Raw genomic sequence first — 22,241 nt, forward strand, 5'->3', positions numbered from 1 at the left:
TCAAGCCGGTCAGTCTCCCGGTTTCAGGATGATCTGCGGCGAACCCGAATAGGGGCTTTTTATGACGGTCACATCGGTCTCGAAGACCGCCTTGATGTGTCCCTGGGTAAGGATGTGCTCGGGCGGACCGTCGGTGTAGATACGCCCTTCTTTCAGCATCATCAGCCTGTGGCAGTATTCTGACGAGAGATTGAGATCGTGGGACACGCACAGCACGGCGAGCCCGTCACGGGCGCACACGTGGCGGAGCAGATCGAATATCTCGACCTGGTGGTTCAGATCCAGGAAAGAGGTCGGTTCGTCCAGGAGAAGGATCGACGGCTGCTGCGCCAGCGCCCGGGCGATGATGACCCGCTGCCTTTCGCCTCCGGACAGTTCGTGTATGGGACGATCTCTGAACGCGAGGCAGTCGGTCCGCCTCATGGCTTCGAGGGCGATGTCGAGGTCTTCGGGGCCCTCTCTCCTGAAACGCTTCAGGTGGGGCGTCCTGCCCATCATGACGACGTCCAGCGAGGAGAAGGCGAAGGTAACGGGCGTCTGCTGGGGAATGACGGCGACCTCGCGCGCGATCTCGCGGACCGTGTAATCCTGAAGCGGCGTCCCGTAGAGCGCGATGCGTCCCCGGCTCAGCGGCAGGATCCGCGTGAGCGCGCGTATCAACGTGCTTTTCCCCGATCCATTCGGCCCGATCACCCCCAGCATCTCGCCCTGGCGCAGGTCGAACGACAGGCCCTCCAGCACCGGGCGACGATCATAACCACAGGAGAGGTTTTCTACGCGGATGGCGGTTTCCATGCTGCCCCGTCCCCATCTGGCTAAAAAAAAAACCAGCCGCTCCGCAAGGGAAGGGCTGGGTCGGGACGGCAGGCATGCGCATCCGCGCTCGGCCTCTCTGCTCACGGAGAAGCGTTCGCACAGCGTGCAGGCAGGTCTCCTGACTGACGGATCGTCCTACTCCTCAAGTCTTCCCGCCGGTCCATGGACTCAGCCTGACCGGCAGTGACGAGTTTGAGTTTCGTCCCCGAACACAGTGGCGGGACCGTGATGGATTCGCACCATCTTCCCTTTTCAGCGTATGAGCTTACCGCCACCTGCGGCTGTATTCGATTGTCCTGTTAATTTACGATTTGCGTTCATTTATGCAATGCAATTTGTAACCCGTCGTCGAATCTGACAGAATAAAAACACCATGGCAACAGAACAGTTGTAGCGGTTTGACCTATTGACCTCCTACGGCAATGCCGTATATTATCCCTATGTACAGCTTTATTGAGACAAGGCTCTTTACCCGTTTTATTCGGGAATACCTGACCGATCATGAGTACTCGGAATCTGTGAGGGACAACATCGCCACTGATGTCCTGCGCCAGATCCGCAAGGAGGTGGAAGATGAATGAAATAGATCGTGATGTAGCCAAGGGGGTTCTTGAAGGACTTCAGGAAATCAAACGAGGTGAACACGGCCGCGTAATCAATGTGCCTGATGTTATCGGGATTCGAAAGGAAGCGGGGCTTTCACAGGTTAAGTTCGCCCGCTTGTTAGGTGTATCGGTTCGAACGTTGCAAGATTGGGAGCAAGGCCGGCGGCGCCCGTCGGGTGCCGCCCGAACATAGATGGTGATCGCGTCGAAGAATCTCCAGACGGTTCTGGACGTGGCGTGAGGAACTGCGATAGTTGTACAATTGTACAACTGAATGACCAAAAACGCTTCACGACCAGACGTAGACTTCCGGGTCGTCGGGGGAGTAGCCGATGAAGGTGGCCAGGACGATGCGCGGCAGGTCGCCCTCCACGGCGGGGACCTCGTGGATGAGGCGGGTGTTGAAGAAATAGAGATCGCCCTGCTCGAGGTCGACGGTGTAGCTGCTGACGCCGTTGCGCCGGGCGTATTCGGGGAAAGTATCGGTGGCGATGGACTCCTGCACCTCGGGCGTCCACATGCACCGGTGCAGGATGGCCTGGGTGCTGCGACCCTCGTGCAGGGCGTTCTGGAAGCAGAGGACCCCGGCGAACTGGTGGCCGAAACGGGTCACGTCGTAGTCGAACCGCTTTTCCCGGAGCGTGACGTGGTCGATGTGGGGCTTGTAGGTATGCCCCCCGTAGTGGATGCGGAAGATGGCCGGGCCGTACTTGCGGCCGTCCGGCTCCCGGGCGGTCATGACGCGCTTCTCTCCCGCGAGCGTGTCCAGCGCCCCGTACAGTAGCTTCACGGGATCGTCATACCCGTTGAACAGGGTCTCGTACAGGAGGCGCGTTCCGACCGCGTGAGTCAGGAATGCCTCCTTGTCGGAACCCCGGTTCGCCAGGCTCGTGCCGATGTCGATCCGCGTACGGTTGTCTTTTTCCGCGGCCTCCGCGTCGTCAGGATCCCGCATCAGCCCGCGATCGATAAACCGCTCGATCAGGGCCTGGCAATGGGCGGGCGAATAGGCCTGCCGGCATATGATCGCGGGAATCCGGCCCTCCGACAGGGCCAGGAGCGGATCGCTTTCGGCGGCCAGGATGGACTCCACGTCGGGACCGAGGGGCTCCCACCGGTGATTCTCCGTCATTTAAATCTCCTTACAATGCGCACACCTTACGTTCGACCTCGGCCTACCTGCATTCCCTTTACGCGACCGGGCGCAACGCGATTCCTACACCCGCATCCGCAGCATGGGATGTGAAAAAGAAACATCGATGTATTCCCCGTCCCGCATCCGCTTCGTGCCGGGCGTCATGTAGTGGATGGCGAAGGCCCTGCGCGGCCGGTCGGTGACGTTCTCCGGGGTATGGTGCATCGTCTGGCAGTGGTGGAACATGACGCCGCCCGCGGGCAGGTCCACTACCGTCGCCCTCTGCGAATCGGCCTGATCGCCCAGATCAAGGAGGGCGCCGGTCTCGGCCGACCGTTCGTGGGAAACCAGGTGCCGGTGGGACCCCGGTATCAGGTGCATGGCCCCGTTCGACACGTCCACGTCGTCCAGGGTGAGCCAGCAACTCACCAGGTTAGCCGGGGTGCATTGCCAGTAGCCGTTGTCCTGGTGCCAGAAGACAGGACCGCCCTGCCGGGGCGGCTTGTACAGCGCCTGGTCGTGAAACAGTTGGATGTTCGGCCCCAACAGGGACTCCACGATGTCCAGGATGGGCTCGTGGTACAGCAGTTTCCTGAACTCGATGCTCCGCTCGCACATCTGCATGATCTGCAGCATCTGCGACCGGGCTTTACGCTTACGCGCCTTGTCCTCCGTATCGTCGATGGACAGGTTCCGGTACCGGCCGCTTTCGCGGGCATTTTCGAACAACCTGTCATACTCCGCCCTGAGGACCGTGACGTGATCGTCGTCCAGCAGCTTGCCGGCCACCAGGAACCCCTGGTCGTGGAAGCGTCCGACCTGATCCACGGTCAACCCGCGGTGCGTTTCGGACTGTTCCGCAGCCATGTCTGTCTCCCTTCGGAATGAAGCCGGGACACGGCACGCCGCGAGGGAAAATCGATCTTGCCCCGCGGTAAGATCTGCCTGTATTTTTTAAGGACATTCGACAATGTACAGGGCCATGTGCAACAGGCAAGTTTTTTAGCCGGAGATGGTTATGCCCGTCGAACGCGGAGACCAGTTCGAACTGTATCGATGGCTGTACCGGAACATGTTCACGATCCGGACCGTGGAAGAACGGCTGGCGCGGTCCTTCATGGCCGGACTGATACACGGCGCGTGCCATACCTACGTCGGAGAGGAAGCGGTCGCCGCCGGGGTATGCGCCGGCCTGAAGGACGAAGACGCGGTCTTCAGCACGCACCGGGGCCATGGACACGCGCTGGCGAAAGGAGTATCTCCGGCGGCGCTCATCGCCGAGCTGTACGGCCGGGAGACCGGCATCTCTCACGGACGGGGCGGGAGCATGCATCTCTTCGCCCCCGAAATCGGTCTTATGGGCACCAGCGGAGTCGTAGGCCCATGCATCCTGCAGGCCGCCGGTGCCGGATACAGTGCGAAGCTGCTGGACAACGGCGGGGTGGGCGTCGCCTTCTTCGGCGACGGGGCCGTGGGGAACGGCGCCTTTCACGAAGGCCTGAACCTGGCCGCCATTTACGACCTTCCCGTATTGTTCGTCTGTGAAAACAACCTGTACGCGACCGAGGTCGCCTTTTCCTACGCCTCCCGGAACCCGGACGTGGCCTCGCGCGCGGCCAATTACGGCATGCCGGGCGTGGGAGTCGACGGCAACGACGTACTGGCCGTGCACGAGGCGGCCACTGAGGCGATACGACGCGCCCGGGCTGGGGAAGGACCGACGCTGCTAGAAGCGAAGACGTACCGGACACGGCCCCATGCCGAGGGTATGGGCCTTACCGGCGTGTATCGGACGGACGAGGAAATCGCGGCGTGGCGGGAGAAAGACCCCATCGCCAGATTTCGGAGCCGCATCCTGTCGGAGGGAACGATGACGGAGTCCGACGTGGACCGTATCGAGTCCGATGTCCGGGCGGAAGTCGATGAAGCGGAAAGGGAAGCGTCCGCCAGTCCGTGGCCCGACGGCGGAACGGCGGACAGGCACGTGTACCGGGAGACGACATGACCGAGCGTACCTTCACGGAAGCCGCGCGCGAAGCCCTGGCCAGCGCCATGGACGCGGACCCCACCATATTCGTGGTCGGCGAAGGCGCGGGCGAACGCGGGGGCAACTTCGAGACCACGGCCGGTCTCTACGAAAAACACGGTCCCCTGCGGCTCTGCGACACGCCCATCTGCGAGCGGGGGTTCATCGGGATGTGCACGGGTGCGGCCATGACCGGAACCCGGCCCGTCGTGGACTTCATGTTCACGGATTTCATTCTGGACGGCCTAGGCGAGTTGATCAACCAGACCTCCAAGATGCAGTATATGAGCAGCGGCCGGTTGAAGATGCCCATGATCCTTCGGGGCTGCATCGGCATCGGCCACTCCGCGGCGACCCACCATTCCGGAAGCTACTATCCCTTCTTCGTCCATATCCCGGGGTTCCGCGTGGCGCTGCCGTCCAATCCGGCGGACGCGAAGGGCCTGTTCGCCACGTCGCTGCGCAGCGAGGACCCGGTTTTATTCATGGAGCACCGGCATCTGCTGAACATGAAGGGACCCGTACCGGACGGCGAGCACCGGGTGCCTTTCGGACAGGCCGCCGTGGTGCGTGAGGGGACCGACGCCACGGTCGTGGCGCTGACCGTCATGGTCCACCATGCCCGTCAGATCGGGGAAGAACTGTCCGGCAAGGGGATTTCCCTGGAGATCATCGATCCGCGCACCGTGGCGCCCCTGGACGTGGAGACTATCCTGTCGTCCGTGCGGAAGACCGGCAGGCTGCTCATCGTGGACGAGACCTTCATGCCCTGCGGGATCGGCGCCGAGATTTCGGCTCATGTGACCGAACACGGCTTCGACGAACTCGACGCGCCGATCAAGCGCCTGAACGGGGCGCACGTGCCCACGCCCTACAGTCCTTCGCTCGAGCAGGCCGTTGTTCCGGACAGGGCGTCAATCCGGCAGGCCGTCCTCGATCTGCTCGCGGAATAGGTATGCCATGTCCTACGAAATCGTTATGCCCCGTCTGGGCTGGAACATGGAAGAAGGCACGCTGGTCGAATGGCTGAAGCAGGACGGCGAGACCGTCCACCAGGGCGAAACGGTGTGCACCATCGAGGGCGACAAGGCCGCGACGGATATCGAATCCTTCGATAGCGGGATCCTGAAAATCCCGGATGCTTCGCCGCCTCCGGGCAAGACGGTGCCGGTGGGGACGTTGCTGGGGTACATTGTTGCCGAACACGAAATAGAGGCCTTTGATCCGAACAAGGTCCAGTCGGTCAATATGCATGGGGCAACATCCGCGGGGGTATCTTCTCCGGAGCCCGCGATCAGGGTCGAACATGAACGGGCCGCGTCGGCGGCGACGGGCCGCGAAAGCGGCGTACCCGCGATCAGCCCACGGGCCCGGCGAGCGGCAAGAAGCGCGGGGATCGACTGGCGCCGGCTCAAGGGTACCGGGCGATCGGGCCGGATCGTGGAGCGGGACGTACTTGAGGCCGCCCGGTTCCTGCAGCGGATCAGGCAGTTGGATGAAAAACCGGAAATAGGTTTCGGGGAAAGCAAGGAACTGTAAACCCGATCCTCTTGAAGAAAGGGGACGACCATGTCGTCAGACTTACTATCACGAACGGCCGAATCCCCGGCTGATCGATCCGGGGATAAAAACAGGGGAAAGGCCGTGGTCGAACAGTCGATCGCGATCATCGGCATGGCGTGCCGGTTCCCCGGCGCACCGGACCTGGATTCATTCTGGCAGCTGCTTGAAGCGGGTGGGAATGCGGTTACCGAGGGCGTTCCCGGATCGGGCATCGGACGAATCGGCACCCTTTTCCCCGAAGGCGCGGTGATCAGCGACGGCTGCAGGTACGGCGCCTTCGTGGACGACATAGACCAGTTCGACGAGTCCTTCTTCCGTATTTCTCCGGTCGAAGCACAGTTGCTGGACCCGCAGCAGCGGATGACGCTGGAGACAAGCTGGCAGGCCCTGGAGGACGCGGGGATCGAACCGGACAGCCTGAAAGGCAGCCGTACCGGGGTCTACACCGGGATCAGCAACGACGAATATCGCATGCTGGTCCTGGAATCCACCCGGCCCACCGACGCGGCCTCCTGTCTTTACGCCCTGAGCGGCACGAATCTGAACGGTACCTGCGGCAGGGTCGCCTTCGTACTGGGTCTGATGGGTCCCGTAAAGGCGGTGGACGCCGCCTGCGCATCATCGCTGGTGTCGATCCATGACGCCGTGTCGGACCTGCAGCACGGCAAGGCGGACCTTGCCCTTGCGGGCGGCGTGCAGGCGCTCCTGAATCCGCGTATCTACGAATTGCGCGCCGACGCGATGATGCTGTCTCCGGACGGACAGTGCAAGACGTTCGACGCAACGGCGAACGGTTACGTACGAGGCGAAGGGTGCGGCGTGGTGGTCCTGAAGCGGCTGAGCGAGGCGGAGGCCGATGGCGACCGGATCTGGGGCGTAATCCGCGGTTCGGCGATAAACCACGGCGGCGCCAGCACCGGTTTGACCGTCCCCCATACCCCCGCACTCATCCGGGTGATCGAAGACGCGCTGGACCAGGCGGGGGTATCTCCTTCCGATGTGGAATACCTTGAGGCGCACGGAACCGGAACGACCGTCGGCGACCCGATAGAGATCGATGCCGTGTCCGAGGTCTACTGCCGGGGACGCGACGCCGACCGTCCGCTGCTGACGGGTTCCGTTAAGACAAACGTAGGCCACCTGGAGTCGGCCGCGGGGGTCGCCGGACTGATCAAGGCCGCCCTGGTGGTAAGGCACGGAGTGATCCCGAAGCACCTTCACTTCCACGACCCGAACCCCGGTATCGATTGGGAAAACCTTCCCTTGCGGGTTACATCGGAGATGACGGACTGGCCGCGTACCGGTGGACGTAAGCGCATGGCGGGTGTGAACTCCTTCGGCATTTCCGGTACCAACGCCCACATCGTGGTGGAAGAATACCGCCCGCAGGATGAAAACCAGGACAGCGGACGCGAGGTTGCCGGCTCGCCCATCGCTCTGGCCGTTTCGTTGCCTGAAGCGATGGATACCGTATCCGGTCCGCCGGGCGACATGGAACCGCGCAAGGCCCGTCTGCTTCCGCTTTCAGGCAAATCGGAAAACGCGTTGCGCGAACTGGCGGGCCGTTACCTGTCCTGGCTCGACCAACGTGCCGCCGATTCGACCGCCGGCGATGCCGGCCTGGAAGAGCACCTTGCAGACATGGCTTGGACGTCCGGTGTGGGCAGGAGCCATTTCGATCACCGTGCGGGCATTGCCTTCCACGACCTCGGCTCTTTGCGCGAACGGCTCACCGGACTGACTGAAGACGGCCCCATCGAGATCTCCCCGAAACCGGCGAAGGTCGCGTTTGTCTACACCGGACAGGGAAGCCAGTGGGTCGGCATGGGCAAGGCGCTGTACGAACAGGAGCCCGTAGCGCGGGCAGTGCTGGATCGATGTGAGGCGGTATTTCACGAGGTCCGCGGCACCTCCCTCCTGGACGTGATGTTCGGCCGTAACGATGCGGAAGGGCCGCTGAATGACACGGCCTGGGAGCAGCCGGCGCTTTTCGCGTTGGAAAGCGCGCTGACGGCCCTCTGGTCGAGCGTGGGCGTACGGCCCGGCGTGGTCATGGGACACAGTGTCGGCGAACTGGCCGCGGCCCATGCCGCGGGCGTATTCAGCCTGGAGGACGGGATGCGGTTCGCCTCCGCACGCGGCATCCTGCTGTCCGGAACCGAAGAGGGCGCCATGGCCGCGGTCTTCGCTCCGGTGGAACGGGTCGCATCGGAATTGGAAGCATTGAACGGGGAGAACGGCGCGGACGGCGGAATCGGATGCAATGTCTCTGCGGACAACGGTTCGCACCAGGTGGTGAGCGGGACGCTCGCCGGCATCGAAGCCGTCCTGCGTCACTTCGAATCGAAGGAGATCCGTGTAAGGCGGTTGAACACCACCCGGGCATTCCACAGCGCCCTGGTGGAACCGGCCCTGGATGCCCTGGAATCCTCCCTCGATGGGGTAACCATCCATTCCCCTTCGATCACCGTCGTCAGCAATCTCACCGGCCAGGCGGTGGAGCCGGAACACGCATTTGACGGGGCCTATTGGAAACGGCACGCGCGGGAACCCGTGGCTTTCGCACGGAGTGCCGGCACGCTGGCCGGACTCGGCGTGGACCTGGTCGTCGAGATCGGTCCGCATGCGATCCTGACGCCCATGACGGTCTCGGCGTGGCCGGATTCGCCACAGTCCCCCGCACCTTCGATAGTACCCAGTCTAAGCAGGCCCTCCAGTGATACCCCCGAGACGGAAAAAGGCAGTTTCCTGAAAGCGATAGCGTCGGTGTACGAAGCCGGACAGCCGATACGCTTCGAGGGACTCTTCGCCGGGGAATCCAGGCGAAGAGTTTCCTTGCCGGGATATCCTTTCCAACGCCAGCGTCACTGGGTCGAAACGTCCAGGCAGCATAGGAGCTCCGCCGGACACCCCCTGCTGGGCGAACGCCGCGAGTCCGCCCGCGGAGAGATTACGTTCGAGACCGAGATTTTCCCCACTGATCCCGTATGGCTGGACGACCACCGGGTGTTTAATCGCGTCCTGGCACCCGGCGCCCTATATGGATCCATGGCATGCGCCGTGTCGATGCTTGAGGAGAGTGGGCCGATCACCTTGGAAGACATGCAGTTGCACAACGCCATGGTCTTCGAGGATGACGAGACGGGAGAGAACGGCCGAAGCGTACAGGTCGTACTCGATGCTGCCGAAACGGCCTCAGCCAGGAACCTGCAGATATACAGCAAGGGGAATGAGGGCGTTTGGACGGTCCACGTGGAAGGACGCCTGGCACAAGGCGTTCCGGATCCGGAAGCCGGCAGGCGGTTCGACCTGGAATCGCTGAAAGCCGGACTCGCGTCCGTGGACGCCGCGGACTACTACCGGCACAGAGCGAGTACGGGAGTCGATCTCGGTCCCAACTTCCGCACGCTCGGGAACGCATGGTCCCGGCCGGGCGAGGCGGTAGCGGAGGTATCTTTACCGGAATCCCACGCCAGGGACGGACTGGACGTGCACCCACTCGTTTTGGACGGTTGCTTCCAGGTCATGGGCGTGGCGCGAAACGTGACGGGAACCGAGGGCGGCGTCACTTATCTTCCCTTCGGCTGGGACCGGATGTGGCTGGCCGGGCGGCTTCCGGACCGGGTAGTCTGCCACGTGGCGCTCAGCGAATCTTCGCGCGATGCCGAAGCCAACCCGGATGAGACGCCGGAGGTACTGAGCGGGGAAATGCGCATCTTCGACCCGACCGGAATGCTGGTCGGTCGCCTGAGTGGCTACACGGTGAAACGGGCGACCCAGTCGGCCCTGCTGGCGGCGGTCGAAGGGGTCCAGGACCTGCTGTACGAGGTGGTGTGGCGAGAGCGCGCTTTGCCGCAGGGTATCGAAGCGGCGGATTTCTTCCCGAGTCCATCCGCGGTAGCGGATAACGCGCAGCTGTTTACGGGCTACCTGACAGACGCCGAGGTCGATCCGGAGAACCGAAGCGCCCTGCTGGCGGATCTGGAGCGATGGTCGCGGTCCCGTGCGCTCGCGACACTGGGGGAACTGGGCTGGCAGCGTGAAAAAGGGGCCGTGGTGGACCCGGAGGATCTCAGGCAGAAGTTAGACGTACAGCCCGAGCACACCCGCCTCTTTCGCCGGCTCTTCGAGATGCTCGCAAAATCGGGCGTGATGGAGGAGCGGGATGACGGATTCCTCGTGGTCGTGGGTCCGGAGGATCCGCTCCCGGAGCACATGCCCGCCGACCTCGAGGAGTTCGCCGACTGGATGAAGGACACGTATGCCCAGGGACAGATCGAGATCGGACTGTTTCGCCGGTCCGGCCTCGCCCTGGCGGAAGTGCTTCGCGGAAGGGAGGACCCCCTTACCCTCCTGTTCAGCAGCGGAGAACCGACGGCGGGAGACCTGTATCTGAAGGCCCCCGTCGCCCATGCGGCAAACAAGATGCTGTCGGAGGCGGTCCAGACGTTGGTGTCCGCACAGCCGGAAGGCCGACGCCTCAGGGTGATCGAAGTCGGTGCCGGCACGGGGTCCGCGACCGCGTCCGTACTTCCGGAGCTTCCGGAGGGGCGGTTCACCTACACCTATACGGATATCTCCGCGGGCTTCTTCTCCGAGGCGGAGGCACGGTTCGGCGATAGTGGCGGGTCCATCGACTATCGACCGCTGGATATCGAGAAGGATCCGATCGAACAGGGATTCGAACCGCACGGCTACGACCTGCTGATCGCGTCAAATGTATTGCACGCGACACGGTACCTGCAGGAGACGCTCGGTCACTGCAGGGATCTGCTCGCGCCGTCCGGCCATCTGATCGCGCTCGAGAACCTCAGTGGACTGGGTTGGATGGACCTCACCTTCGGTCAGCTCGACGGCTGGTGGCGGTTCGCGGATGACTACCGGCCGCATCATGCCCTGGCAAGCCCCGAGGTCTGGCGGCAGGCCCTTGGCGACGCGGGTTTCGCGGAAGCGGAAGTGCTGGGACCTGGCGGACCGGACGATTCGGAGGCGTCCAGGACGCTGGACAAGGGGGTCATCGTAGCCCAGGGTCCGGCGAAGGTGTCCGAGCCTGCCGGCGCCTGGATTCTCACCGAGGACCGGGGAGGACGCGCAGCGGAACTCGCCTCCGCGCTGGCGGCGCGGAACCAGACGGTATACCTGGTGCGGCATGGCACATCGCAAGGCGCACCCCCTGCCTCGACCGGACCCGGCATCATCCGGACCAACCTGGAAAGTGTTCGCCGCGAATCCTGGCGATCGCTGATAGAAAGCATACCGCGGGAAACCTCATTCAGCGGCGTGGTTCATCTCGCGGGAATGGATGGCAACGGTGTGCAGTCCACTACAGATGAAATGGCGGAGGATGTCAAGCGCGTCGGCGCCAGCGCCTTAGCCATCGTTCAGGGACTGATAGACGCCGATTCGAACCCCTCCAGCGGGGTCTGGTTCGTCACCCGCGGCTCGCAAGTACTGGAACGTGAAATCGGCGGTGAGATCGTTGGCGCCGCCCTGTGGGGATTCGGCAAAGGCGTAGCCCGGGAGGCGCCCCATCTGCAACCCAGGATGCTGGATCTGGATCCCGCTGAGATGGCGCCGGCCCCCGACCTCGTCAACGAACTCATGTACCCCGACGATGAAAACCACATCGTCTACCGGCGGGAACGCCGGATGGTGGCACGGCTGGTTCGACTGGGAGACGGAGCAGACCGCCTGGACTTTCCGGAAGATCCGGACTGGGTGCTGGCTCCCGACACGGCGGGCGTGTTCGACCAACCCTTTGTACAGCCGTTGCCGCCGCGTCCCCTCGAGCCCTGGGAAGTCCGCGTCGCCGTCGAGGCGGCCGGCCTTAACTTCTGGGATGTATTCCGGTCTCTCGGTTTTATCGAGGAGGGGCTGCTGGGCCGCGAGATGTGCGGCTACATCATGGAGGTGGGCTCCGAGGTCTCGTCCGTAACCGTTGGCGACCATGTGGTGGGACTGGGATTCGGCGCTTTCGGGCCCCGGATGATTACCCATGAGGAACTCGTGGCGCCCGCGCCGACTGGTTTTTCAGTCACTGGACTCGCCACCATTCCGAGCGCTTTCGTATCGGCCGCGCTGTCCTTCGAGTATTCGGGACTCGAGGCCGGGGAGAAGGTACTCATCCACGCCGGGGCGGGTGGCGTGGGCCTGGCGGCAGTCCAGCTGGTACAGGCCGCCGGGGCGGAGGTTCATGCCACGGCAAGCGCGCCGAAACAGGCGTACCTGCGGTCGCTGGGCGTTGAGCACATTTACGACAGCCGCACGACGGAATTCGGCCAGGATATCCTCGATGCCACGGACGGCGAAGGGGTGGACGTGGTGCTGAACAGCCTGACTGGAGAGGGTTTCATCGAAGCCAGCCTGTCCTGTCTCAAACCCGACGGCCGTTTCGTGGAAATGGCCCGGCGGGATATCCTGAGCGAGGACGAGATGGCCGCGTTGCGTCCTGACGTGGCCTACGACATCTTGGAACTGGATGTGCTGAAAAAGACGGATCCCGCATGGGTGGGCCGCGTTCTCAGGAAAATCATGGAGCGCCTGGAAGCGGGAGAACTGAAGCCGATCATACACAGCCGGTGGCCGCTGGCCGAGGCAGGAGCCGCCCTGTCGTTCATGCGATCCGCCCGGCACCTTGGAAAGATTGTCGTAACTCCTCCACCCCTGGTCACTGGCCGATTGAAGCAGGATCGCACTTACCTGGTGACGGGGGGCCTGGGAGGCATCGGATGCGCTGTGGCGGGCTGGCTGGCGGACCGGGGCGCGGGCACGATCGTGCTGAACGGACGTCGCAGTCCGGACGCGGAAGCCGAGGAGGCCATCGAGGCGCTCCGGAAACAGGGTGTAACGGTTAACGTGGAATTGGCGGACGTGACGGACCAGGCCGCGGTGGATGCCATGCTTGAGCGCATGGATCGGGAACTGCCTCCCCTGGGAGGGGTGATCCACAGCGTGGGCGTCCTATCGGACGGCGCCCTGGGGAATCAGAGCTGGGAGAAATTCGAGACCGTGCTGTGGCCAAAGATCCTCGGCGCCTGGCATTTGCACCGGGCGACCCTGGACCGGGATCTGGACCTGTTCGTACTGTTCTCGAGCAGAGTCGGCGTCATGGGCAACCCGGGCCAGTCAAACCACGCCTCGGCCAATGCGTTCCTGGATCAGCTTGCCGGCTACCGACGGGCAATGGGGCTTCCGGGCCAGGCCATTGCCTGGGGCGCCTGGTCGGAGATCGGCGAGGCGGCGGAGCAGAAGGAACGGATCGAAAGCCAGCGCGCGGCGCTAGGCGGCCGCTGGTTTACCCCGCAGCAGGGCCTGAGGGCGCTGGACCGGCTGGTCCGGCAGAATGGAACCCATTCCGTGGTCATGGCGATGGACTGGTCCGTGTTCGAAGAAGCGGCGGAAAGCCGGCCGCCCTTGCTCGAGGACCTGCTTACGGCTGCCCAGGAGGCGATTGAAGAGGCTCCGGATTCATCCGATGACGTGCTGACGCGCCTGCAGCGTTCACCGTCGGGGGAGCGCGAAGGCCTGTTGACTTCCTTCCTGCAACAGGAAGTGCAATCGGTGCTTCGGCTGCCATCCGCACCCGCTCCTTCGGTGGGGTTTTTCGACCTGGGCATGGATTCGCTGATGGCGGTCGAACTGCGGAACCGGTTGAACCGCGCCCTTGCGGGCAGCTATACGGCGCCCAACACCCTGGTCTTCGACTATCCGGATATCGCGTCGCTTGCCACCCACTTGATGGATGAGATCGGTGACGCGGAAGTGGACAGCGGTGATCCTGTATCCAGCGGCAGTGGCGGAAGCGAAACCTCGGCTTCGGAGGCACCCGCCGAATCCGGCCGCTTTGCCATCGCCTCCCCGGAATCGCCCCCTGGGAAGGAGAGCGTTTCCTCTGCCGCCCCGGCGGCGCCCACCGGGACCGCGAGCGGTACCGTTTCTCGGACCGAAAACGAAGGCATCGCCATCATAGGCATGGCGTGCCGTTTTCCCGGCGCACCGGACTTGAACGCCTTCTGGAGCATGCTGGAAAAAGGTACGGATGCCGTCGTGGACGTGCGTCCCGACACCGAATCGGCGAATGTATCGCCAGACGGGTCGGACCCGGGCGGCGAAGGTTGGCGCCGGGCGGGATTCATAGAAGGCATCGACCGGTTCGACGCGAGATTCTTCAGGGTATCGCCCCTGGAAGCGCGCAGCATGGATCCCCAGCAGCGGCTCCTGCTGGAGACGAGCTGGCACGCGATCGACGACGCGGGAATCAATCCCGACCGGCTCCGGGGTTCGCGTACGGGCGTGTACACGGGCATATCTTCCAGCGAGTACCGCGATCTGATGCAGAGCCGGGGAGGCGGGGTCAATTACCTGGGTACCGCAAGAAGCCTGGCCGTAAGCCGGATATCCTTCCTGTTGGGCCTGGAGGGTCCCTCGGTACCCGTGGAACTGAACTGCGCCTCGGCGCTGTTCGCCGTACACCAGGCCGTGGCCAGCCTTCGTCTCGGAGAAGTGGACCTTGCCCTTGCCGGCGGCGTGAATACGATACTGTCCCCCGATATCACGTCGGAAATGGCCTACCTGGGCATGCTGTCCAATCAAGGTCGTTGCTACGCCTTCGACGCCAGGGCTGACGGTTTCGTGCGCGGCGAAGGCTGCGGCGTGGTGGTGTTGAAACGATTAAGCGATGCGCAGGCGGACGGCGACCGCATCTGGGGGGTCATCCGGGGTTCAGCAACCAATCAGAACGGCGCGACCGCTGGTCCCACCGTGCCCAACGGTCCCGCGCAGGAACGCGTGATCGAAGACGCGCTGGCGCAGACGGGCTTTGATCCTGCGGAAGTGGACTACCTGGAAGCCCACGGCGCCGGCTCGGCGCTGGGCGACCCGATCGAAGTGCAGGCGGCCGCCGCGGTTTACGGCAAGGGCCGCGCGCCGGACCGGCCGCTCCTGGTCGGGTCGGTGAAGACCAATATCGGCCATCTCGAGTCAGCTGCCGGTCTCGCCGGACTGATCAAAGTGGTTATGGCGATTCGCCACAGGCGCATTCCGAAACAACTGCATTTTGAAAACCCGAACCCGAACGTGGATTGGGATCGACTTCCCGTGCGAGTGGCCTCGGAAGCGGTGGACTGGCCCACCCATCCCGACCGGCCGCATCGCGCGGCGGTCAGCGCCTTCGGCATATCCGGGGCGAACGCCCACGTGGTGGTCGAAGGTTATGGGTCGCGCGACGACGGCGCGCAATCGGCGGAAGCGGAGATCGATGCGGCCGGCGCCCGGCAGACCGTCGCGGTGAAACTGCCCGCGGGCGTCCCGGAATCGCAGGGGGGCAAGACCGGTCCCGGAGCGCGGGCGAACCGCCTCCTGCCGCTCTCGGGCAAGAACCCGGCGGCGCTCAGGGAACTTGCGGAAAGTTACCTGTCCTGGCTGGATCGATATCTCGCGGACGGTTCAAACGCGGAGTCGGAAGAAGAGTTCCTGGCAGACATAACCTGGACCGCGAGCGTGGGAAGAAGCCACTTCAATTGCCGGAACGGCGTGGTGTTTCGCGATGTCGCGACGCTCCGAGAAGCGCTGGAGAAACTCGCGTCGAATGAAGGCCGTTCAGATGCTGTCGAGTCGAACTGGATAAACATGGCCGCGACCGCGCCGAAGGTGGCTTTCGTATATGATGGATGGGACGGCGGATGGCGGGATATCGGCAAGCGCCTGTACGATTCGGAACCCGTTGTGCGAGGCGTCCTGCATCACTGCGAAACGCTGTTCCGCGGCGTAACGGACGCCTCCCTGCTCGATCCCCTGTTCGACGGGGAAGGTACGGAGCATCCGATCGACGATCCGGCCTGGACGGATCCGGCGGCCTATGCGATCCAGTGCGCGATCACCGCGCTGTGGTCCAGCATGGATGTACGGCCCTCGGCAGTCTGTGGCCGAAACGCCGGGGAGATCGCCGCCGCGCAGGCTGCCGGAGCGTTCACACTCGACGAGGGACTCCGCATCGCACTGGCGCGCGGGGAGATCCTCAGGTCTATTGATGAAGCACGCGATGTACCGGCAGCCGCAGTAGCATCGAAGACCAAACTGGATGGGATATCCGTATCGACGCCTTCACTGACGATCATCAGCGGCGACACGGGTAACAGAGTGGGACCGGCGGAGATGGCGGACCTGGACCGCTGGATCCATCAGACGGTCGAGGACAAGGGCGAGGGATCGGGGGCTACCGCGCGAGGCCTGGTCGACCTTGCTGTGGATACGCTGATAGAGATTGGCCCGATTTCGAAGTTCGCGTCGAGTATCACCGAAGCATGGCCGAAAAAGTCGGCGGATGAAACCGAAGCGGTTCCCACCCTGTTCGGCAGCGTCTCTCATGCATCTGATGAAATCGACGGCGAGGAAGGAGACGGTTTCCTGCAAGCCGTGAAGACGGCCTACGAAATCGGATTGCCGGTATCACCTGGAGGGCTGTTCGCGGGCGAATCCCGTCGAAGACGCTCCCTGCCCGGCTATCCGTTCCAGCGCATGAGCTTCTGGATTCGCTAAGCGCCAACGGCAGGCCTACTACGCTAAACACACGAAACCCGTCTGCGGATTCTCGGGTGAATTCACAGACGGGCTGGTATTTCGCACGACTAGTCGTAACGTGCGACAGTCGGAAGGAGTGCTCAGGCGGCGGCGTCCAGGCGGCTGACCAGCTCCTGCACCGTCTTGACGTCGACACAATCCTGAGGGGAGAATTCCATGTTGAATTCCTCGGCGACAAGCTTGGCAAACGCAAGAATGTCCACGGAGGAAACGCCAGCATCCGAAAGACTGATGTTGAGATCATCCGGCAACGCGATGGGTTGCCCGTCGACCTCCAGGTTGTCCTCGATGAGTTTTCTGATACGATCAGCGGTCGTTGCCATAGACGCCTTCCTTTCAGTAAGGGAACGAACAATAACGATTAATTGAAGTACGAACAATAGTATAATAACTGTACTTTACAAAAGCAACTGAACTTTCAAAGAAATCGTGCAGACCATACGCAGGCGGCAGACAGGAGAAACTTCCAAATGAGTTCCGGCGGATCCGTCGTCCGATCAGGCTTGCGGTATCAACCGGATGAACCTCCTCCGACGATGCTCGCGCTCGGCCTCGGACTGCAGTTGGCCCTGCTCAATATCGCCGCGGTGATGATTATCCCTACGATCGTCATGCGGGCGGCGGGACAATCGGAAGACTACGTCGCGTGGGCCGTGTTCGCCTCCGTCGCGGTCTGCGGCGCGACCACGATGCTGCAGGCCCTTCGCTTCGGCAGGATCGGTTCGGGCCGTCTCCTGGTCATGGGTACGTCCGCGGCGTATATATCGATCTGCATCGAGGCATTGGCCGCAAGCGGTCCGGCCCTTCTCGCGGTACTCGTCGTCATATCCTCGCTTGTACCCATTGCGCTTTCCTGGCGGCTTTCGTTATTCCAGCGGATCCTCACTCCGACGGTTTCCGGCACCGTGATCATGCTGATTCCGATTACGTTGATGCCTGTTATGGGCGATATGCTGTCGTCGACGCCGGATGGCCGGATGTCGCTCGGCGCCATCCTCAGCGCCGCGATAACCGTGGTCGTCATTTCGGGACTTACGCTGAAAGGTACCGCCGGGCTGCGACTCTGGGCGCCCATCATTGGCGTGGTGGCAGGCTCTGTGGTGGCAGGCTCGTTCGGCCTGTATGACGTGCATCGCGTTCTCATGGCGGACTGGATCGACCTGCCCGCAATGGAATGGCCTGGTTTCAACCTCGATTTCGGGACCGACTTCTGGGTGCTGTTTCCGGGCTTTCTGCTGGTGGCGGTGATCGTCTCGCTCCGAACGCTCAGCAGTTGCGTCGCCATACAGCGCGTCTCATGGAGACAGTCCAGGGCGGTGGATTTCAGATCGATTCAGGGCGCCATGACGGTTGACGGCGTCGGATCTTTTCTCTCCGGACTCGCGGGGACCGTACCGGGTACGACCTACACGACCAGCGTGCCGCTTATCGAACTCACCGGCGTCGCCGCCAGGAAGGTAGGTCTTTTCACCGGCGGAGCGTTTGTGGTGCTCGTGTTCCTGCCGAAGGTGTTCGCCCTGGTCCTGGCGATTCCGGATCCGGTCTTCGCGGCGTACTTCATCGTGCTGCTGGCGATGCTCTTCATCGTGGGTCTCAAGATCGTCATCCAGGACGGACTCGACAAGAACAAGAGTTTCATCGTAGGCGCGGCGTTTCTGGTGGGATTCAGTTTGCAATACGAACTGATCTACCCGGAGTTTGTCTCGCAGTTCGCGGGCGGTCTGTTTCGGAACGGCATGACCGCGGGGGGCCTGGTGGCTATTCTCCTCAACCTGGCGCTCAGCGCCACGGGATATCGCCGCTACCGGATGGAAACGGAACTGGACATGTCCGCCTTGACTGAAATCCGATCGTTCCTCGGAGACTTCGCCTCCCGGTCCGGCTGGGACGCGGCCATGGCAGACCGGCTCGACGCCGTCGGCGAAGAGGCCCTGCTGACGCTCCTCCGGGAGGAAGAACGCGGAGAGCGTGAGCGGAGAAGTCTGCGGCTGGTAGTATTCAGGGAAGAAGGCGGGGCGGTACTCGAGTTCGTCGTTACACCGAGGGGCGGGAACATCCAGGACAGGCTCGCCATGTTACCCGACGAGTCTGACGAAACGTCCATCGAACAAGAGGTATCTCTTCGGCTCCTGCGGCACCTCGCGTCGTCCGTACGCCACCAGCAGTATCACGACACGGATATCGTCACCGTGCGCGTTAAAGCCGCGGCGGCGGACCCTGACGGTTAAAGCGCTCCAACCGGCTCAAGCCGGATGCGCCAGCCCGTTGCTTTCGAGGAAATCCCGGAGCAACGATACGCATTCCCCCGGCTGTTCCAGTGGAAAGAAATGGGTCGTTTCAGGCAGGAAGTCGTAGTCGACCGTCACCATGTCGCGCAGGTCCAGGGTCGGCAGGTAGGAATAGGGGAGCGTGGGGTCCGCCCCGACGACCTTGGTCGGGCAGGCAAGTTCATCAAAATCCACAAGTACCGAGTAACTTCTCGAATAGTCGATGATCTGGGCCTCGTATTCCCGCGGACATCGCAATTCGAAACCGTCCCCCTTCTCGGTCTTTCGCAGCGTCGTCTTCGCCATGAGTTCCCGGCCCCCGGGTACGACATGGACGAAACTGGGCGAGTAACTGAGGATCTCCACGAAATCCTCTTCCGTCTGAAACAGATGCCCGCGGCGTCTCGTGGCGGCGGCGACCTGTTCCGCGGCGGCGTCGAATTCAACCTGGCTTATCCCTGGCTTGCAGAGGGGGGGATCGAATAGGACCAGTCCGGCGAAATCAATCGCCGGGCCCGACGAAATCAGATCCTTGAAAGTCGAGATGGACAGCAGGGTGATCAATGCCGAGACGGAGTGGTATACGCCGACTTTCGGCTTCTGACCGAATTGATCATCGATGGCCTTGAGGATCAGGCACTGGTCGTGGATCAACGTCGGCACATCGTGTTTCTGCTGATCGCCGACGGTATTCCAGCCGTGATTTCGCTGGTCGTATAGGATCAGATCGTAGTCGTCGGTGAGAAGAGACCAGAAAGGATAGTAAAGGTCAATGGCGAGTCCGTTGCCGTGGCTCAGGACGAGGCGTGGTCCTTGCGGATTCCCATGCCTGCGCAGCACGGTCACGGTCTCATCGTCGAGGCGGACTTCACACGATGAATGGGGATCGGGTACGATCCAGGTCTGTTCTAGCGCCATATATTTTACGAGTTGCCCTTTCCGACTTCCGCCGAAGCCTTGAAATCCCTCCTGCTTGCAGCTTTTATCAGTAGTTGGGGGCAGACGGTAACCTATTGCGCGACGTGGTAATCGTCAAGCGATAAACCACAGATACACCCACGACCGTAAATGGCCCCACTACCACCTCCGTCGTTGTTTCAAAGAAGCTCCAGACACCGTGATCAGAAGCTCATGCGTGCGACGAGGCCGATGCGATGGTCGTATGCGCCGCGCCGGTCGATCCGCGTGCCGGAAAGCTCCAGGGACCCGGTGCGCCGACCGAGGTCCGCGGCGCCTAAGCGGGCGCCCAGCCGCAACTGACGGCGTTCATCCCCGTCGAGGTACAGGTCGCCGAAGGGGGTGAAGAGCACGCCCGTGGGCGATGAAGCGAGGCCGTATCCCACCTCGGCCTGCAGGGAACGGGCGCGGCTGCCGCCGCGCAGGGTGGAGCCGGCCAGGGGCTGTTCGCGCCACATCATGCCGGAGTCTGTGGTTCCGGCGCCCATGCGTGGCGCCACGGACATCGAAAGGCCCCGGCCGTCCGCCTGCGGCCTCAGATAGGCGACGAGTGAAACACCGTTCTCGCGGTAACCCTCGGCCGTATGGACCGCCAGGAAGCGGCCCCGGGCATTCAGGCCGACGCGACCGCCGGTCAGGCGGAGTCCGCCGGAGACCTCGAGGCCCTGTCCGGTCTGGCCGTCGCCTCCGTCGTAGCGTCCGGCCACCTGCGCGTAGGGCGTTATGGTGGTTCCGCCCGCGAGGGCGGTCGAACGCGATCCTTCCAGGCCGACGCGTATCCGCTGCACGCCGGTTGTAATATCGCTCAGCGCGGCCGATTCACTGTCGGAGGTGGAAAGGCGTAGCAACCCCGCGTCGCCCACCAGGTCGAGCCCCAGACCGCCCGAGGAGGCCAACCGGGACCGTGCGCCCAGCATACCCATGCGCATGGACAGGTCGCTCGTGCCATCCTCTACCTCGGCTTCGCCGGTACCGAGTCCCACGATCGACCACACTTCCGTGAATCCGGTGGGGCAGGTCCAATGCAAGTACGGCAGCACCGCGGTAAGACGCGATTCCAGGCTGCCGCTCGCCACGGTAACGTCGTAGTCGGACTCTCCCATTGCACGTGAAAAGGCGATACCCGCCAACCAGCTGCGCCCCGTGGCCACGTCAAACCCGAGATACGCCGTTCTGAGGTTTCCGTCGTAACTTTCTTCCGGCCCGGGTTCACCCTGGAAGTTCTGCAGGTCGCCGGCGCCCCAGACGGACCATCTGAGCCCGCCGCTGCCGGTGTGATCCTCCATCGCGTAGGAGAACGAACTCGTCCGCAGCAGGTAGTCGCCGCTCGCGCCATGGCGGCGTTCCGCGCCCTGGAGCAACGCCATCTCCTTCGATGCGCTCTGCCTGCCGTGGCCGGTCAGTCCGGCCAGCGCCGTGATGCCCGAGGCGAGACCGTCGATCCTGCGGCCTCCCACGGTGATCTCCCGTCCACCAACCGCACTGAACCTGCCGCCAATGGTGGAGGAGACGCCGGACAGCATGCTCCGCCCCATGGCCGCCAGGATGTTCGTGTAGGCCTCCCGTTCCGCCGCGACGGCCGTGACGGTCACGCTGACGGTCAGACTCGCCTCGCCCGCCGCGTTGCGGGCCGAGACGGTGACCGTGGCGCCACCTTTGCGCACCCCCGTTACCGTCAGCGCGGCGCCCGACATGACCGCTTCGACGACGCCGTTATCCGTCGAGGACGCCGAGTAGCTCAGATCCGTACCGCTGAACAGCGGACCCGCGTCTACCGTCTCGTCGTCTCCCGCCTCCAGCGTTACCGCGGGCGGGGTGCCAATCGTCGCGGGAGCATCGTAGGAATCGGTCACCGAAATCGTGGCGGAATCGAGGTCCACATCCTCGCTGCGTGCGGTAATGACAATCGTCTCGCCCCCGGATTCATATACCGTGTCGTCCGTGACCGTGAAGGTCAGTTCCGTCGACCCCTCCGTCGCTCTGGCGGGTATCGTGATGACCAGATCTCCCGTGACGCTGTAATCGTCGGCGGTGGCGGTGCCGGACAGAGAAAGGTCGATCACCGACGCTACCGGAATCGGTGCGCTGGACTGCGTGGCCGTTACCGTCACCGTCTGGACCCCGCCATCCTCCATCAGCGTGGCGGGAGATACCGTCAGGGTGATCTCCAGCGGTTCATCGGGTGCAGGATTGTAAAGCCCCGACCCGATGATTACGTCGATCGGGAGGACGCTTCCGTCCGGCCTCGGGAATTCACCCTTGAACTGGCGGGCGTATCCCAACTTGGGGACGTC

12 protein-coding genes and 1 riboswitch are annotated in these 22,241 nt (G+C 63.1%); of the genes, 6 read left to right on the plus strand and 6 right to left on the minus strand.

From position 1 onward, the window contains the following. Positions 1–9: 9 nt before the first annotated feature. Entirely contained in the window at positions 10–795 is a 786-nt protein-coding gene (locus tag OXG98_00810; protein ID MCY3770552.1) for a heme ABC transporter ATP-binding protein, read from the minus strand. 111 nt (positions 796–906) lie between these two features. After that, positions 907–1,110, minus strand: a riboswitch (cobalamin riboswitch). Positions 1,111–1,389: 279 nt separating this feature from the next. On the opposite strand from OXG98_00810, the gene OXG98_00815 reads away from it, so the two are divergent. Then, positions 1,390–1,614, plus strand: coding sequence for a helix-turn-helix domain-containing protein (locus OXG98_00815; GenBank protein MCY3770553.1), 225 nt, complete (start codon positions 1,390–1,392; stop codon positions 1,612–1,614). Between the two features lie 96 nt (positions 1,615–1,710). Here OXG98_00815 and OXG98_00820 read toward each other — a convergent pair whose 3' ends face one another. Together OXG98_00820 and OXG98_00825 are read right to left on the minus strand one after the other, a co-directional pair. Then, a complete protein-coding gene (locus OXG98_00820) occupies positions 1,711–2,553 on the minus strand; it encodes a hypothetical protein (GenBank protein MCY3770554.1) in 843 nt (280 codons plus the stop codon). 84 nt (positions 2,554–2,637) lie between these two features. Beyond that, positions 2,638–3,423 carry a phytanoyl-CoA dioxygenase family protein gene (locus OXG98_00825; GenBank protein ID MCY3770555.1) on the minus strand — a complete coding sequence of 262 codons (786 nt, stop codon included), beginning with the start codon at positions 3,421–3,423 and terminating at the stop codon, positions 2,638–2,640. 151 nt (positions 3,424–3,574) lie between these two features. Between OXG98_00825 and OXG98_00830 the strand changes: the two genes are divergently transcribed. From OXG98_00830 to OXG98_00845, 4 genes are all read left to right on the plus strand, one after another. Further along, positions 3,575–4,561, plus strand: a complete 987-nt coding sequence (locus OXG98_00830; GenBank protein ID MCY3770556.1) for a thiamine pyrophosphate-dependent dehydrogenase E1 component subunit alpha — start codon at positions 3,575–3,577, stop codon at positions 4,559–4,561. Continuing rightward, positions 4,558–5,535 (plus strand): alpha-ketoacid dehydrogenase subunit beta, encoded by a 978-nt coding sequence (locus OXG98_00835; protein MCY3770557.1) that lies wholly within the window; start codon positions 4,558–4,560, stop codon positions 5,533–5,535. Before OXG98_00830 ends, OXG98_00835 begins: the two co-directional genes overlap by 4 nt. 7 nt (positions 5,536–5,542) lie before the next feature. Next, the gene (locus OXG98_00840) at positions 5,543–6,121 is read left to right on the plus strand and encodes an E3 binding domain-containing protein (protein MCY3770558.1); all 579 of its coding nucleotides are present in this window, start codon (positions 5,543–5,545) and stop codon (positions 6,119–6,121) included. 105 nt (positions 6,122–6,226) lie between these two features. After that, entirely contained in the window at positions 6,227–16,681 is a 10,455-nt protein-coding gene (locus OXG98_00845; protein MCY3770559.1) for an SDR family NAD(P)-dependent oxidoreductase, read from the plus strand. Between the two features lie 122 nt (positions 16,682–16,803). Here the strand turns inward: OXG98_00845 and OXG98_00850 are convergent, their stop codons facing one another. Further along, positions 16,804–17,046: an acyl carrier protein gene (locus OXG98_00850; GenBank protein MCY3770560.1), complete on the minus strand. Its 243-nt coding sequence runs from the start codon at positions 17,044–17,046 to the stop codon at positions 16,804–16,806. A 147-nt stretch (positions 17,047–17,193) separates the two neighbouring features. Between OXG98_00850 and OXG98_00855 the strand changes: the two genes are divergently transcribed. Next, entirely contained in the window at positions 17,194–18,951 is a 1,758-nt protein-coding gene (locus tag OXG98_00855; protein MCY3770561.1) for a hypothetical protein, read from the plus strand. 15 nt (positions 18,952–18,966) lie between these two features. Here the strand turns inward: OXG98_00855 and OXG98_00860 are convergent, their stop codons facing one another. Both OXG98_00860 and OXG98_00865 read right to left on the minus strand, forming a co-directional pair. After that, positions 18,967–19,908 carry an alpha/beta hydrolase gene (locus OXG98_00860; GenBank protein ID MCY3770562.1) on the minus strand — a complete coding sequence of 314 codons (942 nt, stop codon included), beginning with the start codon at positions 19,906–19,908 and terminating at the stop codon, positions 18,967–18,969. 203 nt (positions 19,909–20,111) lie between these two features. Continuing rightward, positions 20,112–22,241: autotransporter domain-containing protein (locus OXG98_00865; GenBank protein ID MCY3770563.1), on the minus strand; the 2,130-nt coding region annotated here is incomplete at its 5' end.

The sequence above is a fragment of the Gemmatimonadota bacterium genome (assembly GCA_026706345.1).
GTDB lineage: Bacteria > JAAXHH01 > JAAXHH01 > JAAXHH01 > JAAXHH01 > JAAXHH01.